The following is a 15,784-nucleotide window of genomic DNA, read 5'->3' as shown; positions in this document are numbered from 1 at the left end:
ATTAAAATGACTTTTGATAATTCAATTTTGTTTTTTTTTTGCTCACTAGGAGTTTTTAATGGATTCCTTGTAAGTATGTATTTTCTATTTTTTGAAAAAGGAAAGCGAATACAAAACAAATTATTTGGGTTTTTAGTTTTAATGTTATCTATTAGGATTGGAAAATCAGTATATTCTCTTTTTAGTGAAACCAAAGATTTATTAATAATGCAGATAGGTCTTTCAGCGTGTTTTTTAATTGGTGTTTCACTATTTTATTATTTAAAATCTTCAGTAGAAAACAAAAAGAAAGTATCTGTTGTTTGGAAAATTCATGTTTTTACTCTTTTTCTCATAATAACAATTACTGGTATAGTAAAACCTTATAGAACAAACATAGAGTTTTGGAGAAGTTTTGTAACAGTTATTTATACAGTATGGGGAGTTTATATTCTTTTTTCTGCGTCTGTTTTAAAAAACATTTATAAAAAAATAGTCAATAAAAGTTCAAACTGTTCTACTTCTGAGTTATGGTTAGTTGCTGTTTTTTTAGGTAATGTATTAATTTATTTAGCCTATTTAATTGGTTATTTTTGGATGTATTTTTTAGGGACATTAGCTTTTTCTTTAGTTTTTTATGGTTTGCTTTTCTTTTTTATGTCTAAAAAAAATAGAGACACCATTTTTAAAGATATTCCTAAGAAATATGTATCAAAGAAAATTGAAAATAATGAAGCTGAAAAGTTGATTCTAGAGTTACGCGAGTTGGTTAAGAAAAAACAATTTTATAAGAATAGCAATATTAAACTAAAAGATATAGCAAAAGAGTTAAATATTTCTTCACATAAATTATCACAATTGTTGAATGACAATTTAGGAAAAAGCTTTGCATTATTCATAAATGAATACCGAATTATAGAAGCTAAAAAACTATTGAAAGAAGAAACTAAAATAACCCTAGAAGCTATAGGTTATGAAGCTGGTTTTAGTTCTAAATCTACTTTTTATTCAACTTTTAAAAGGTTTACAGGTAAAACACCTTCTGAATATAGAAAAGATTTTTTTTAATATTTTATTCCAAAATTATAATTCTGGACACTTGAATTATAACTCATAATCAATTTTTAGGACTCTCTGTATAGCTTTGTTGAAAATCTAAAATTAGAGTCATGAATAAACACACCTTGTTAGTAGCATTATTTTTAGTATTTCAAATGCTACAAGCGCAAACAGAAACAGAAAACTTTCTTGTAAAGAAAACATTACATAACTACATTGAAGGAAGTTCATATAATAAATTAAAGTTGCTAGAGAGTGCTTTTACTGAAAATGCAACTTTATACCTTACAGGAAGAGATGGTTTCAAGGTTTATACCCCTAAGGAATATATTGGTTTTTTTAAAAACTCAATAAAAGGAAAATTCAATGGACGTGATGGTAAAATACTATCTGTAGAGGTAGTAAAAGATATAGCAACAGCTAAAGTTGAAATAGCTGGACCTGGAAGAAAATGGGTTTATATTGACTTATTCCTGTTAAAGAAAACTAATGGTAATTGGAAGATTATTAGTAAAACCGCAACAAAAGTTGATACACTTAAAGAAAAAGCTATTTTATTTGTTGTTTCTAACGCTCATTTTTATGGAAACACAAAATTAAATACAGGGAATAGCTTTTCAGAAATTGTAAATGCCTATGATGTTTTTAAAAAAGCTGGATATACTGTTGACTTTTTAAGTCCAAAAGGAGGAGCTGTACCTTTAGCATATATAAATACTTCTGATAGTAATAGTAAAAAGTATGTATACGATACAAGTTTCATGAATGCTTTAAAAAACACAAAATCACCTTCAGAAATTAAAACTTCAAACTATAAAGCAGTTCAATACATCGGAGGAGGGGCTGCAATGTTTGGTGTCCCAGAAAATAAAGAAATACAAAGAATTGTAATGGATATTTATGAAAAACATAATGGAATTATTTCTTCTGTATGCCATGGAACAGCAGGAATTATTAACTTAAAAACTAAAGATGGGGAGTACTTGGTGAAAGGTAAAAATGTGAGTGGATATCCAGATGACTATGAAAATAAAAATAAAGATTATTTTAAAACTTTTCCTTTTTTAATTAAAAAAACAATTGAACAAAGAGGAGGGAAGTTTCATTTTTCTAAACCAGGAAAAGCTCATATAGAAGTTGACGGCAGATTGGTAACTGGTCAAAACTATTTATCCTCAAAGGGGGTTTCTTTAAAAATAATTGAATTACTAAGTTCAAAGTAGATTTATAGAGTTTTAATTGATACGTATTTGTGTTAAAAGGGTATTAATCTTATAACTAAAGTAAAACTCCATTATATTTATGTTGTAAATAAAATGGAGTTTGTTGTTGAGTGATGATAAGGAGATGGAATGATAATTTATAAGAAAAAATAATAAATAAGAAGAGTATCAAGTAGGTAAAGTATAATAGAAAATATATTTTGGCTTTTGAGTAACCTGTAACTTACATCTAATAAAAAGTAGTGTTTAAAATAACAGATTATTGCTAACTTCTTTACTTTTGTAAAGTAAAAGAATCATATGAAAGACGGTAGAAATAGAAAAAATATTCAGATTGGTAGTACTGTTGAAGTAGTACAAAAAAATCATCAAAGAACTGGAGAGTTAACGGAAGGTATTGTAAGTAGATTATTAACAAAATCACCAAACCATCCTCACGGAATAAAAGTACAGTTAGAGTCAGGTATTGTTGGGAGAGTTAAAAATGTTATAGAAGAGGACTAATAGCTTTCTTCTTTATAATAAATCGTCTAAAGCATTGTTCAATTTTTCAAATTTAAAAGAATAAAATTGTGATGTTTTTTCTGTAGATATTTTACTCCCGTTTAAAAGAATAACAGAAAGTTCGCCTAAAACAAGGTTTAATATAAAAGAAGGAATACTAAAAGGGAACAATAGTTTTCGAGTTACTTTAGCTAATGTTTTAGTGAAAGAAGTGTTGGTATGGTGTTCAGGAGCAGATGCATTGAATATCCCCCTAAAAGAATTATTATCAATAGATTTCATGTATAAAGAACATAGATCATCAATATGAATCCAAGGCATGTATTGTTTTCCTGTACCTAATTTAGCTAAAAATAAAGGGGTGTTTATTTTTTCTAAAGCACCTCCAGTTTTGGATAAAACAATACCAGTGCGTAGTATTGTAACTGGTGTTTTTAGTGATTTAAATTGTAAAGCAGCTTTTTCCCATTCTACACAAATTTTAGAGATGAAATCGTTTTCAGGTGGGTCAGTTTCTTTAAAAGTAGATTGAGAAGTTATTGCTCCATAATAGCCAATACCTGAAGCTGAAATGAATCCTTCTAATTGAATATTCAATTTTTTACAATATTCAAACAGTAAGTTGGCAGATTGAACTCTACTATTAATTAATTCTAATTTACGATTTTTTGACCATTGTTTATCAGCAATACCAGCTCCCGCCAAATGGATGATGTGCGTAATATTTTTAAAAGCTTTTTTATCAATATATTTTTCCTTAATACTCCAACGAAACTCATTGCTCTTTTTAGGGGTTCTAGTAAGTATTGAAACTTCGTAATTATTTTTATTTAAGACTTTTTGTAAATGTTTACCCACTAAACCAGTACCACCAGTTATTAATATTTTACTCATTTTGTAAAAATACGAAATCTAAAAAAAAATATATAAATAATTGTTGTTTTTAAAGGTATCGAATATTCATATTTTTATATAAATTTTATGTCAAAAATTATCATAAAAAATTAAATTTGATTTAATATGTTTTTTTTAAATGCTCTACCAATAGGAACAATTTTAGTAGCAGACAAATAAATTTTATTTGCAGAAATTTTTTCCAAATGATTAATATTGATTATGTAAGATTTATGTACTTGACAAAAATTATTTTTTAATTTTTCTAACCATTGCTTTAAAGTGTCAGAACTTAAATAGACCTTATTATCTGTATGAACTTCCGTATAATCACTATCAGAATTTATATAAATAATGTTATCAATATTTATCCTAAAACGTTCATGACCCGATTTAAGAAGGATAGTGTTTTTTTGTATAATTTTTTTTTCTTGATCTAATATACTATTTAACTTAATCATAGATTTGTTAAATCGTTCTTTAGATATTGGTTTTAGTAGATAGTCAACTACATTAAATTCATAACTTTTGATGGCATATTCTGAAAAAGCGGTTGTTAATATGATTTTTGGTTTATTCGAAATAGACTTTAAAAAATCAATTCCAGACATTTTTGGTAAGTGGATGTCCAAAAAAATTAAATGAATATCTTCTGTTTTCATTAGAGTAATCGCCTTAGGAGCGTCAGGAAGTACAGCTAAAAGATTTAAATTGATTGTTTGTGATACATATTTTTTTAAAATTCGTTGCGCTGGGGGTTGATCTTCAATAATAATACAATTAATCATGTCATTGTTTGTTTAGGTTTATTGCTAATTTTACTTGAAACCTATTGGTATCTTCATTAATAAATAAAGAATGTGATTTTGGATAAAGTAGGTCTAAACGTTTTCTTACATTTATAAGACCGATTCCTTTATCTAAGTTTTTTATATTAGTGACTGGTAAAAAACTATTCTCACAAAAAAACATCAAAAGGCCAGATGTATTTAAAGTAACTGATATTGAAATATAAATGTTTTCAGACTGACTAGCAGTACTATGTTTAAATGCATTTTCTACAAAAACATTGAGAATTAATGGAGCTATTAGAAAGTTTGTAGTGTTAATTTCAGAAACAAAATGTATACTACCTCTATTTTCTATTTGTAGTTCGTTCAATGCTGTATAATTTTTTAAATGCTCTATTTCCTTTTCTATATTTACATACTTTTCTTTACAATCATAGAGCATATATCTTAATACCGATGATAGTTCTAATATAATTGCAGGAGTTTTAGGTGAGTTCTCAGTAGCATAGACGTATAGGTTATTAAGGTTGTTAAACAGAAAATGTGGATTTATTTGCGATTTTAAATATTGTAATTCACTTTCCTGAAAAAGTGTTTTTAGTTTTTCAATTTCCTTTTGCTTTTTTACATAATCCCATGCAAATTTTAGTCCCACGAAGATGGATATTATAGGTAAGGTTTCTACAAGTGTAAAAACAATACCTGGAAATTTAATTCCTCGTGTACTTGGAAAGTAGATTTTCTCAAGTACAAATTCATCTATCAATATAACAATGGCTATTAATATGATTAGGCTAGAAAAAAAAAGTAAAAATTTTCTCTTAGATAGATAAAAAGGAATTAAGAAATAACTTATAAGTAGAGAGGCTAGTGTGTAATTACTGTAAAACGCAATTTTGAAGGGAATAATATTACTAACATTTTCTTCAGTATACCCCATGGAGTCTTGTAAATTAGAATATACTATAAACAAAATGACGATTATAGCTCCTTGAAATATAAATTCTTTAAAATTTTTGGATATAAAAGTCATGATTTTTGGTTAAAATGTCACCAAAAGTATCACATAAATTAGTGGAAATCAAATTTTGAAATCCATTTTGTCGTTCAGTGTCTTATCTATGTCGTTTACAGATTTTGGCTTTTTTAGACTAATTATTTTTATGATTTTCGTGCATTATTTATAATTAGTCTAGATAAATGAAAGGATTAATGGCTATATTTTTTGTTTGTTGGTTTATACAACTGAATGGGCAAAATGGAATCATAAATGGAAAGATTGTGGATGTTGATAACAATCCTCTTTTCGGAGCTACTGCAGTTATTAAAAATGACACCAAAGGTGTTGCTACAGATTTGAATGGTACATTTCAAATCAATAAGTTGAGTATAGGGAAGTATGTACTTATAGTATCTAATGTTGGTTTCAAGACCAAAGAGGTTCCCTTTGAGATTGACCATAGTAAACGCAAGGTGTTAAAAATCATTTTGGAAGAAGATTCTTCAAAATTAACTGAGGTAGTTATTCGAGGTAAATCAAAGAGCGTTAAAATTGAAGAAAGAGGCTTTAATGTTAATTCTTTTGATTTTGAAGGTATTAAGCACCAAAATTTAGATGTAAATACTGTTTTAGATAGAACACCTGGGGTAAGAGTAAGACGATCAGGTGGGATAGGTTCTGATTTTGAATATTCATTAGATGGTATGTCTGGAAATGCTATCAGGTTTTTTATTGACGGTATACCAATGGATTATTATGGATCTTCATATTCAATAAACAATTTACCAATTTCGCTAATCAAACGAATGGACATATACAAAGGAGTTGTTCCTGTAGAAATTGGTTCAGATGCATTAGGTGGTGCGATTAATATTGTAACCAATCAAAAGTCATCAAGTTTTCTCGAAACTTCGTATTCAATTGGTTCTTTTAATACCCACCAAATTGCATTTCATGGACAATGGAATTTCAAATCAGGGTTAGTTTCAAGACTGTCTTCATTCTATACTTATTCGGATAATAATTATAAAGTATGGGGAGAGGGAGTATTTTATGCTGATGAGTCAAGTGGATTTAATACAATAGAATTTACTAAATCAAATCCAGCTGAAAGATTTAATGATGACTTTCAAACTGTCAGTACTAAATTTGATATAGGGTATACCAATAAAAAATGGGCAGATCAATTATTCATGTCTATTGTGGCATCAGACCAACGAAAGGGAGTTCAAACTGCTCAAACCATGTCAAGAGTTTATGGTAAAGTAAGAAATAATGAGCAAACGTTCATGCCTAGTCTGGTGTATAAAAAGAAAAATTTTTTAACAGAAGGTCTTGATGTGAATGCATTTACTGCATACTCTTATACTAAAGGAGTAGTAGTAGATACCTCTTATGTTCAATACGATTGGCGAGGAAAACAAATTGGAGTTCGCCCTTCAGGAGGAGAAATTGGCTATGACGGAAAATCTCTTTTTACACAAAAAGATCGTTCTAGTATAGTTAGACTTAATATTAATTATGAATTACCCATTAGCTTAGAACTGGGTATAAATTATGTTCATAGCAATCTAAGTAGAAGGGGAGAGGATCCATATGCGCCTGAATATAGAATACCACAAATTGAGCCACAGAAAATTGGATCTAATTTTTTAGGGATATCTCTGGAAAAGCAGATGTATAAGAAGAAATTACTAACTACTACTTTTTTGAAATTATACGAATACAATGCTTCTATCAATGAACTTATATACACTGATGGTTACGATGTCAAGAAATACAAAAAAAACATTCTGAATTGGGGTGCAGGGCTGGCAACGTCTTGGCGCATTTCAGATAACTTTTTAGTGAAAGCTTCTCTAGAGAATGCTGTTCGTATGCCAAGTCCTATTGAAGCCTTAGGTAATGGAATTACCATAAGTAGTAATCCAGAGATACGTCCTGAAAAAAGTTTTAATATAAACGTAGGAGCCATACTAGGTAGGTTTACAGTGGGAGAAAATCACGGGTTCAAAGCATCTTTAAATACTTTTTACCGCGATACTAAGGATAAACTACTTTTTACTTTAATTGATGCACGAGATAATGGCAATTTTTTGAATATTGACAGAATCGTTGGAAAAGGAGTAGAATTTGAATTTTTGTACGACTTCAATCAAAGATTTAAATTCAATTGTAACGCCACATATTTAGACCAAAGAAATAATTTAAAATTCGATGAGATTGGAAGAAAAAATATCTTTTTTGGAGATCGAATGAGAAATACACCTTACTTCATGGCAAATGCAGGAGTTAATTATCAATTCAAGAATATATTTCAGAAAAAATCTAAACTGTTTGTGTACACTCAATCTGCATATATACATGAGTTTTACCTTGATTGGCCAAGTGCTGCATCTGCCAATAATAAAAGGATAGTTCCATCGCAGTTAACAATTGATATGGGCTGTAGTTACAGTTTTCCTTCAAACAATTTCGTTGTTGCTCTAGATGTCTCAAATATACTAAATGCTCAGGTTTATGATAATTATAGACTTCAGAAACCAGGTAGAGGTATTTTTTTTAAACTGAATTACGAAATTAAACTTTAGTGCCAAATAATATTAGTAGTAAATAAATAGAAATCAAAGAAGATTAAAATTAAAAAGATGAAAACAAATAAATTTTTAAAAATCGTTAGTTTAAGCCTAGTTTTAGGTTTTGGATTTGTATCCTGTAGTAGTGAAGATGAAAATAATAGCAAACTTGTTCCTGAAAACTCGAAATATTTAGTAAGTGCATCCGTGGGAGACGGTAGTTACTATACCACAACTGATAATCTTTCTGATGGAGCAATTTCAATTATAGGAAACGGTTATGAAGGGCACGCAAATTTAGCAGCAAGTGTAGATGGTTATTTTTATGTATTTGGAGATGGAACATTAGATAAACATAAATTTACTGATAAGGGTTTAGTTCATGAGGGGTCTATTTCTACGGAAGCATTGGTACCAGGAAGTTTCTATAGATATATACAAAATACAGGAGATGGCGAGCTTTTTCTTTCTAATTTTCCAAATGATAGTGGTGAAGCTCCTTACGCAATAATCGATTTAGCGAGTTTTACTGTTAATAAACATGGATTTATGAAATTACCAGAAGTCGATGGAAGAAAAGCAATCTGGACACAACCAGTAGTTAATGGTAATGAAATATATTTTGGAACGTTATATGGAAATCCTGATTATTCAAATATAGCTAGTAACTTAATTACTGTGAAGTACGATTATCCTTCTTTAACAAACCCTAAAGTTTTGCAATCTAACGTTTCTTCAGGTTCTACAGGAGGCTATAGAACGAATGCTTCATTTGTAACAGAAAATGGAGATGTATACCAACATAATTTAAATAGTCCTTGGTGGCATGGAGCTATCAAACTGGCAGTTAATCCTTCTGTTTTTGTTAGAATAAAAAATGGAGCATACGACAATAGTTATACTTTTGATATTACTTCTCATTTTTCAGAACCTGTTTCAATATGGAACGCTTGGTATGCTGGAAATAATATAATCTATGCAAATATTGTAAAAGAGAAGAGTATAACAGCTTGGGGTGATTTGAAAGAGAATATCGGAAAACTAGTAGAGATTAACCTAGAAGCAAAAACGGTAACTGAATTAAACATTCCTGGTGCCCCTTATGTAAATATTTTCAAAGCAGAATGTGTTGAAGATGGAAAATTTTATATCCCAGTAAGTTTAAAAGGAGGTGAAGCGAACATTTATGAAATTACAATTGGTGGAGGTGCAAATGGAGTTAAAAAAGGAGCGAAATTAGATGGTAGTAATGTTTATATAAACGGAATATATAGGAATTTCTAGTTCATTTTTATTATAGATTATTTAGTCTTTGACCTTGATTTCAAATTTTTAAGTTTGTTTTCAAGGTCATTTTTTATTTACTTTAGATAAGTAGATATACTTATTAGGTTTGAAAATATAATCGATAAATAATTTTGGGTCACATTTTTTGGATACACATTTTTGTCATTTTATGAATATATTTTACCAATTTTCTGGGTGTTTCATTCACATCGCCACGAAAAACCTTCTCGAATTTCATTACTTTTCTGTTTGGTTTGGATAGTTAAATTCTGAAAACATTCTATTATCTATAATTATATCGACTCCTTTAGTATTACCTACCATATCCATTATTAAGTACACCAATGATATTTCAATTATTGGGTTTTGAATATTTGTCAAGACTAAGAAAATATTCTATTTCTTTGCTAGCCTTGGCAATTTGATAAGGAAATAAGAATGAAGAAAATTATAACTATTTCTTCATGGATTGGTTATTTAAAGTACCAAAAAGGAATAGATGCATCGGTATACAATATAGTGTCTTTATCTTTAATATATTTTCGTTTTAATCGTAATGTATGTTTACCTTCTTTTAAGTTTTTAATAGATAAAAATGTTTCAAATCCCCTCTGATTTTGCTTGTTATGTGCAATTAAAAAATCAGCATTTAAAGCTATTGTATCTATAGTGATGGAGTACATGGAGTTAAAAGCAGATACGTACTCTTTCGCTAGGCTATCCTGCTTCCGTCGATTCATAAAATTTGAAGATGAAAATCGTATTCCAGAGGTAAATCCACGTTTATCTTCTTCAGGTTTTAAAGAGGGATGGTAGTTATAAATTTTATCCTCTAGGTTTCTATTAAAAACACGAAACACTTTCAAATAAGGGGTGCGGATTACTTTAGACTGTATGCTTGCTATTTTTACAAAGTCATCTTTTTCAGATAAGAAATTTTCGTAATGTCTATTATCTAGATATAATGAGGAATTAGATTTTATATTATCTAAGTAATTGGAATTTTTATGTTTGAAAGAGGTAAAAGCTAATATTACGATATAGGCAGGGACTAATAAAAAACTGATCTTTTTAGTAAATTTATGATCTAAAAAATTATATACAATTGGCCGATATAAAAAGGATAAAGATATCCAACTAAATATTTTATAAAAAGGGTAATATATTTTGGCTAACCGTCTCTTCTTTTTCAGATACCCTTGGGTTATAAAGTCTAGAAAGGTAAAAAATCCTGAGATCAGAATAATAACTACTAACGTAGATCCTAGACCTATTCGAAAGCCCATATTTAAATAGTCATTAGAAATAATATAATAGGATATTAGAAATAGGTAGAATATAAATAGAGCTATGGATATAATATAAAAAATTAATAAAAAAGAAACCGCAAAAAGAATACTGCAATAGTTTTCTAAAGTACCTACGTATTTATCGAAAGAGACTATTTTTTTTTGTAGGTAGTTTGTAAACTTGTTAGAATAATTTAGCTTTTCGAAGTCAATATCTCCAGATACATAGCGTAATCCTAAGGCGCCAATCCATAAGCCTCTAATGATGACATGAATAAGTAAGTTAAAAAGTAGGATAGAACAGGATATAATTCCAATAATGGAAGTAACAACGTAAAATATCTGATCATTGTTTTTAGCTATATTTAAAGATATTTTTAATTCAGGCATTGCAGTAAATAGTCCATAAATAGCAAATCCTGATATAAGAAGTTCAAGTTGCCAGCTTTCTTGTTGCAACTTGTCTAATAGCGCTTTAAATTTTTGATTTTGAAAATCGTTGCTCATAGTTTGTAGGTTTCAATCTCAAATATACATAGATTTATAAAATCAAAAAACCGTTTCATGGAGTAGAAACGGTTAAATAGGTTAAGAATATAATATTGAGTCTTAGTCTAATTTTTTGGTGAGGTTAAAACCAACAAGTAAGCCTGCCCCTGCACAAAGAAAAATAGAGGAAATGTAAAATACTTCTGGAGCAACATAATTTTCTGGACGATTAACCCAAGTTCCATTATAGGCAAAATGATAGCTCAATAGTGCTCCTAATAGAACACCTACACCTATTCCCATAACTAACGTTGCTAAATTTAGAACCAAGACTCTTCCTGTTAAGGTTGAACGTTTTCTTTCACCTTGCATAAAAATTTTAGCATCTACACCTTTTTCTATTAATGCCAAACGTTCTTTGTTTCTTGTTGAATAGAATAAATAAAAAATTCCAAAGATTACTGCGAATAAGAACATAAATACGATTGCTGCTTCCATACTATTATTATATTAAATGATTATTTTTAATGTGTTTGAAGAGTATGACTGTTGCTCCTTAAAAAAGGTTACAAAAAAATCAAAAAAAATAAAATAAAAAAAACTGTAACCTTTTTTAATAAGAGACAGTCTATACATATAATGACTCTTAAAAACGACCAGACTTATATTGATCAAATTATCAAAGGAGATGCAAATGCTTTTGCTTTTTTAGTAGAAAAGTATAAAACAATGGTATTTACTTTGGCACTAAAAATGCTTAAAAGTAGGGAGGAAGCTGAAGAAATTTCTCAAGATACTTTTATAAAGGCATATAAAAGTATAGATAAATTTAAAGGAGATTCTAAGTTTTCAACCTGGTTATATAAAATAGCATATAGAACGTGTTTAGATAGTATAAAAAAGAATGGTAAAAAGTATCAAACAGGAACGATAGATGAAATAACAATTAATCAAATAAAATCAACAGATGGTATTTTAGAAACAATAGAAAGAAAAGAACGTGCAGTAATTATTAATAAATGTTTGATTGAGTTACCTGAAGAAGAACGTTCAATTATTTGGTTATTTTATTTTGAAGAATTAAGTTTGAAAGAAATTATAGAGATTACTGAATTGTCAGAAGCAAATGTAAAGGTTAAGTTACATAGAGCAAGAAAAAGATTACTAGCCATAGTAGAAAAAAGTGTGGAACCAGAATTAATAAGTCATTATGGGAGAAAATAAGCATATTGAAGAGTTGGATATTTTTGCGAAAAAATATATTAGAGAAATAAAGGAAGAATCTCCTTCAATTGATTTTACAGCAAATATAATGAATGCTATTTTAGATACTAAAAAGTCAGATATTTATAAAGCCTCTCCTTTAATATCTAAAAAAGTATGGTTTCTTTTAAGTACTATTTTGGTAGCTTCTATAGCGTATGTTTCAAAAGGTACCTCATTAGGTTGGGGTAAAATGCCAAAAGTAAGTTTGAATTTTATAGATGTTGTACACATACCTAATTTATTTGAAGGAATTATAATATCAAATACAATTTTATATACATCTTTCTTCTTTACCTTAATGGTTTTTATTCAAATTTACTTTTTAAAAGGGTATTTTATTAGAAAAATAGATATGTAATTATCTAACAAATCGTACAATACTAATTTTTCCATTTATCCTCTCATAAATAGCTAAGGCTTTAAATTTTCTTCCATTAGCAGTAACTAGTTCTTCATCAATAACCACATTACCTTTTACAATTCTATTGGTTATTTTACAATGTAAGTCTTTTGTTTTTTTTAACATTGGAGCATACCTTTTTCGCATCTCATCTATCCCTTCATAACTCAGTTTATTGGGGTATGTGTATACTTTAACGTTTTTAGCATAGGCTTTTAAAAAAGCGTCAATATCTCTTTTATTATATCCTTCTAGTTGTTCTTGAGCTAATTCTCTAGGTGATACTTCAGCAACAATAGCTAGTTTTGTACCATCTTTATTTACTGTAATTCTCGAAATGTTATTAATGTTTTCATTTTTGAATTGATAAAACAAAGAAGCTCTTTTATCTTTTTTTGGATTGAATTTATAAATAGCATTTTGATCAGGAATTAATAAAGTACCATCAGGAAACCAACAAACGTCTTGAGAGCTTTCAGAAGTTACGATTTTTTTTGTTTCTCTTGTTTTTGGATGTAAGGACCAAACCTCCCATTTACCCTTATTTTTTTCATAAAACTTACTAAATTCGAGTTAGGTATTTTATGAAGTGAACTTCCAACTTGTTTTATTACAGCGAAATTAGTTTTCTTTTTTAAATCACTAATGAAAAGGGCTAGTGTATCTTTAACTATAACTGAAGAAATTATAGTGTTTTTATCAAACCAAATTGGATAAGCGATTACCAGATTTTTAATTAATTCTGAGTTTTTACCAGTACTGATATCATATTTGTAAAAACGTTGCTTGCCGTTTTTGTCTAATCTAACTGCTGAAAAATGTTTCGAATTTGGAATTCGTTGTGGTGAGTATTAGCCTCCGTTTGGTGTGTTACTTATAAAGCTTTTACTACCAGAAATTACATCATATTTGGCAATATCTACCTCTCCATTTCTATTAGAAGAAAAAAGAATAGTATTGTTGTCATAAAAATGAGGTTGGCTATCATAACCAGGATTATTAGAAATGTTTTTACCATTATTAACTAACCATTTTTCATTTACTTCTTTTATATCAAATATGTGAATTTCTGTGTTAGTTTGAGCAAGTGAAATAGAGGATATAAATAAAAAAACAAATAAATTTTTCATGATGTAGTTTATTGAACTACCAAATACTAAAAAATCCACTTTGAGTTAACGAAAGTGGATTTTTTAACTATGTGAACAAGAAAATTACTTTAAAGAAGTAATCCATTTATTTATTTTGTTTTCTAGTAAAGCTAAAGGAATACATCCAGTTTCGAGAACTTGATTGTGAAACTCACGGATATCAAATTTGTCACCTAAAACTTTTTTTGCTTTAGCACGTAACTCTCTAATTTTTAATTGTCCTATTTTGTATGAAAGTGCTTGACCAGGATTGGCCATATATCTCTCTATTTCTGAAATAATACTAGCTTCCGATTCAGCTTCATTATCCAAAGAGTATTGAATAGCTTTTTCTCTACTCCATCCTTTAGCGTGAATTCCAGTGTCAACGACTAAACGTATTGCACGGTGCATTTCCATACCTAACATTCCAAAATATTGATAAGGATCAGTGTATAAACCTAATTCTTTACCTAAGTTTTCAGTATATAGTGCCCAACCTTCACCATAAGCACTGTACCATAAAGTTTTTCTAAAATCAGGTAAGTTTTTATTTTCTTGTGTTAAAGATATTTGATAATGATGCCCTGGAATAGCTTCATGTAAAAATAGTGCTTCATCAGAAAATACATTATACTTTGTTGCATCCGGAATAGGAGTATAGAAAACACCAGGTCTAGTTCCATCTAAAGAGCCAGGGTTATATTCTGCGCTTGCAGAAGCTTCTCTAAACTTTTCAGTTTGTTTAACTATGAATCCGGTTTTGGGTTTGTTTCCAAATAACTTTTCTAATTGCGGCTTCATTTTTTCATGAATCGCATTAAAATTGTCAATGATTTGTTTAGGAGTAGTATATGGCATTAACTCTTTGTTTTCACGCACATAGTTAAAAAAGTCTTTTAAACTCCCTTTAAAACCAACTTGCTCTTTAACTTTTTCCATTTCAGATAAAATACGACCGACTTCATTTAAGCCAAGGTTATGAATTTCATCAGCAGTCATAGTAGTTGTGGTGTACTTTTTAATAGCATGTTGATAATATTCCTTCCCTTGAGGAACTCCATCAATACCACTATCCTTTCTTCCTGCTTTTAAATAATCTGTTTTTAAGAAATTATATAAACTTTTAAAAGAAGGTATTAATTTTTCATTTAAGATGTTAGTATACTTTTTTGATAACTCTTCTTTCTCTTCATTTGAGAATTTAGAAGGAAAGTTTTTAATAGGAGTATAAAATAAATGATCTTTTAGGGTAGTATTTGCTAATACTTTAAATTGAGGAATTACTTTTTTTATTAAAGATTTTGGTAAAATATAACCTTCTTTAATTCCTTCTTGCATTCTATCTTTAGCAGATTTTAACCAATTATTATAGCTATCTAACCTAAGTAACCAATTTTTATAATCTACCACTGTTTTAAATGGCTGTGAACTACTTCCACTTGCAAATTGTCCCATGGTTAAGTTAATAGTCCACATTTGATTAATAGGCATCAATAAATCATTTTTAAAGCTGTTTTGGGCAAGAGCGATATTGCAATCCCAGGCTAATACAGCTTTACTCATTTGTTGACTTTCTGATAAGTCGCTATTTTTATAAGTTTCTAGTTTACTTTTAAAATACTCGTAAAAAGATTCAATTTTGTAAGTATATTCAGTTAATAAGAGGTTAGGGAATTTATCATTATATCTTGCATCTCCTGCTTTTGTTGCATTTATAGGGAATAAACGTAGCTTTCGTTCATTATATTCCTTTAATAAGTTATCAAAATCAGTATTAATTTTTTGCGTTTTAGTAACTAAGTTAGTGGTTTCTTTTTTTTCTTGTTTACAAGAGGTGAAAAGTAGCGTAGCAGTAATTACTGATACAAATATGTTTTTCATGATATAATTCTTT

General features: G+C 28.8%; 16 protein-coding genes. 7 read left to right on the top strand and 9 right to left on the bottom strand.

The features are described from left to right. Window positions 1-6 precede the first annotated feature (6 nt). The 3 genes from ACMFBB_RS04355 to ACMFBB_RS04345 all read left to right on the top strand — a co-directional run bounded on the left by ACMFBB_RS04355 (window position 7) and on the right by ACMFBB_RS04345 (window position 2,765). Window positions 7-1,047, top strand: coding sequence for a helix-turn-helix domain-containing protein (locus ACMFBB_RS04355; protein ID WP_435263242.1), 1,041 nt, complete (start codon window positions 7-9; stop codon window positions 1,045-1,047). A 101-nt stretch (window positions 1,048-1,148) separates the two neighbouring features. Beyond that, window positions 1,149-2,261: a nuclear transport factor 2 family protein gene (locus ACMFBB_RS04350; protein WP_435263241.1), complete on the top strand. Its 1,113-nt coding sequence runs from the start codon at window positions 1,149-1,151 to the stop codon at window positions 2,259-2,261. Window positions 2,262-2,561: 300 nt separating this feature from the next. Next, entirely contained in the window at window positions 2,562-2,765 is a 204-nt protein-coding gene (locus ACMFBB_RS04345; RefSeq protein WP_435263240.1) for a YwbE family protein, read from the top strand. A 12-nt stretch (window positions 2,766-2,777) separates the two neighbouring features. On the opposite strand, the gene ACMFBB_RS04340 is transcribed toward ACMFBB_RS04345, so the two are convergent. The 3 genes from ACMFBB_RS04340 to ACMFBB_RS04330 all read right to left on the bottom strand — a co-directional run bounded on the left by ACMFBB_RS04340 (window position 2,778) and on the right by ACMFBB_RS04330 (window position 5,483). Continuing rightward, window positions 2,778-3,659, bottom strand: a complete 882-nt coding sequence (locus tag ACMFBB_RS04340) for a TIGR01777 family oxidoreductase (RefSeq protein WP_435263239.1) — start codon at window positions 3,657-3,659, stop codon at window positions 2,778-2,780. 110 nt (window positions 3,660-3,769) lie between these two features. Continuing rightward, window positions 3,770-4,447 carry a LytR/AlgR family response regulator transcription factor gene (locus ACMFBB_RS04335; RefSeq protein ID WP_435263238.1) on the bottom strand — a complete coding sequence of 226 codons (678 nt, stop codon included), beginning with the start codon at window positions 4,445-4,447 and terminating at the stop codon, window positions 3,770-3,772. Window position 4,448: 1 nt separating this feature from the next. Further along, window positions 4,449-5,483, bottom strand: a complete 1,035-nt coding sequence (locus ACMFBB_RS04330) for a sensor histidine kinase (protein WP_435263237.1) — start codon at window positions 5,481-5,483, stop codon at window positions 4,449-4,451. Window positions 5,484-5,662: 179 nt separating this feature from the next. Between ACMFBB_RS04330 and ACMFBB_RS04325 the strand changes: the two genes are divergently transcribed. Both ACMFBB_RS04325 and ACMFBB_RS04320 read left to right on the top strand, forming a co-directional pair. Next, complete coding sequence (locus ACMFBB_RS04325; RefSeq protein ID WP_435263236.1) at window positions 5,663-8,041, top strand: TonB-dependent receptor; 2,379 nt, start codon at window positions 5,663-5,665, stop codon at window positions 8,039-8,041. A gap of 57 nt (window positions 8,042-8,098) precedes the next feature. Further along, window positions 8,099-9,310, top strand: coding sequence for a hypothetical protein (locus ACMFBB_RS04320; protein ID WP_435263235.1), 1,212 nt, complete (start codon window positions 8,099-8,101; stop codon window positions 9,308-9,310). Between the two features lie 240 nt (window positions 9,311-9,550). Here ACMFBB_RS04320 and ACMFBB_RS04315 read toward each other — a convergent pair whose 3' ends face one another. From ACMFBB_RS04315 to ACMFBB_RS04305, 3 genes are all read right to left on the bottom strand, one after another. Further along, window positions 9,551-9,694: a hypothetical protein gene (locus tag ACMFBB_RS04315; RefSeq protein WP_435263234.1), complete on the bottom strand. Its 144-nt coding sequence runs from the start codon at window positions 9,692-9,694 to the stop codon at window positions 9,551-9,553. Window positions 9,695-9,786: 92 nt separating this feature from the next. Further along, on the bottom strand, window positions 9,787-11,109 hold the full coding sequence (locus tag ACMFBB_RS04310; RefSeq protein WP_435263233.1) for a hypothetical protein: 1,323 nt from the start codon (window positions 11,107-11,109) through the stop codon (window positions 9,787-9,789). Between the two features lie 102 nt (window positions 11,110-11,211). After that, a complete protein-coding gene (locus ACMFBB_RS04305) occupies window positions 11,212-11,589 on the bottom strand; it encodes a DUF6249 domain-containing protein (RefSeq protein ID WP_435263232.1) in 378 nt (125 codons plus the stop codon). A gap of 141 nt (window positions 11,590-11,730) precedes the next feature. Between ACMFBB_RS04305 and ACMFBB_RS04300 the strand changes: the two genes are divergently transcribed. Next, a complete protein-coding gene (locus ACMFBB_RS04300) occupies window positions 11,731-12,315 on the top strand; it encodes an RNA polymerase sigma factor (protein ID WP_435263231.1) in 585 nt (194 codons plus the stop codon). Next, the gene (locus tag ACMFBB_RS04295; protein WP_435263230.1) at window positions 12,302-12,715 is read left to right on the top strand and encodes a hypothetical protein; all 414 of its coding nucleotides are present in this window, start codon (window positions 12,302-12,304) and stop codon (window positions 12,713-12,715) included. Before ACMFBB_RS04300 ends, ACMFBB_RS04295 begins: the two co-directional genes overlap by 14 nt. Here the strand turns inward: ACMFBB_RS04295 and ACMFBB_RS04290 are convergent, their stop codons facing one another. The 3 genes from ACMFBB_RS04290 to ACMFBB_RS04280 all read right to left on the bottom strand — a co-directional run bounded on the left by ACMFBB_RS04290 (window position 12,716) and on the right by ACMFBB_RS04280 (window position 15,771). Continuing rightward, window positions 12,716-13,132, bottom strand: a complete 417-nt coding sequence (locus tag ACMFBB_RS04290; protein ID WP_435263229.1) for a nuclear transport factor 2 family protein — start codon at window positions 13,130-13,132, stop codon at window positions 12,716-12,718. It abuts the gene before it with no gap. A gap of 476 nt (window positions 13,133-13,608) precedes the next feature. Continuing rightward, a complete protein-coding gene (locus ACMFBB_RS04285; RefSeq protein WP_435263228.1) occupies window positions 13,609-13,887 on the bottom strand; it encodes a hypothetical protein in 279 nt (92 codons plus the stop codon). A gap of 84 nt (window positions 13,888-13,971) precedes the next feature. Continuing rightward, on the bottom strand, window positions 13,972-15,771 hold the full coding sequence (locus tag ACMFBB_RS04280) for a DUF885 domain-containing protein (RefSeq protein ID WP_435263227.1): 1,800 nt from the start codon (window positions 15,769-15,771) through the stop codon (window positions 13,972-13,974). Window positions 15,772-15,784 lie beyond the last annotated feature (13 nt).

The sequence above is a fragment of the Tenacibaculum sp. nBUS_03 genome, from assembly GCF_051201695.1.
Classification (GTDB): domain Bacteria; phylum Bacteroidota; class Bacteroidia; order Flavobacteriales; family Flavobacteriaceae; genus Polaribacter.
This window is presented reverse-complemented; position numbering and strand designations above follow the sequence as displayed.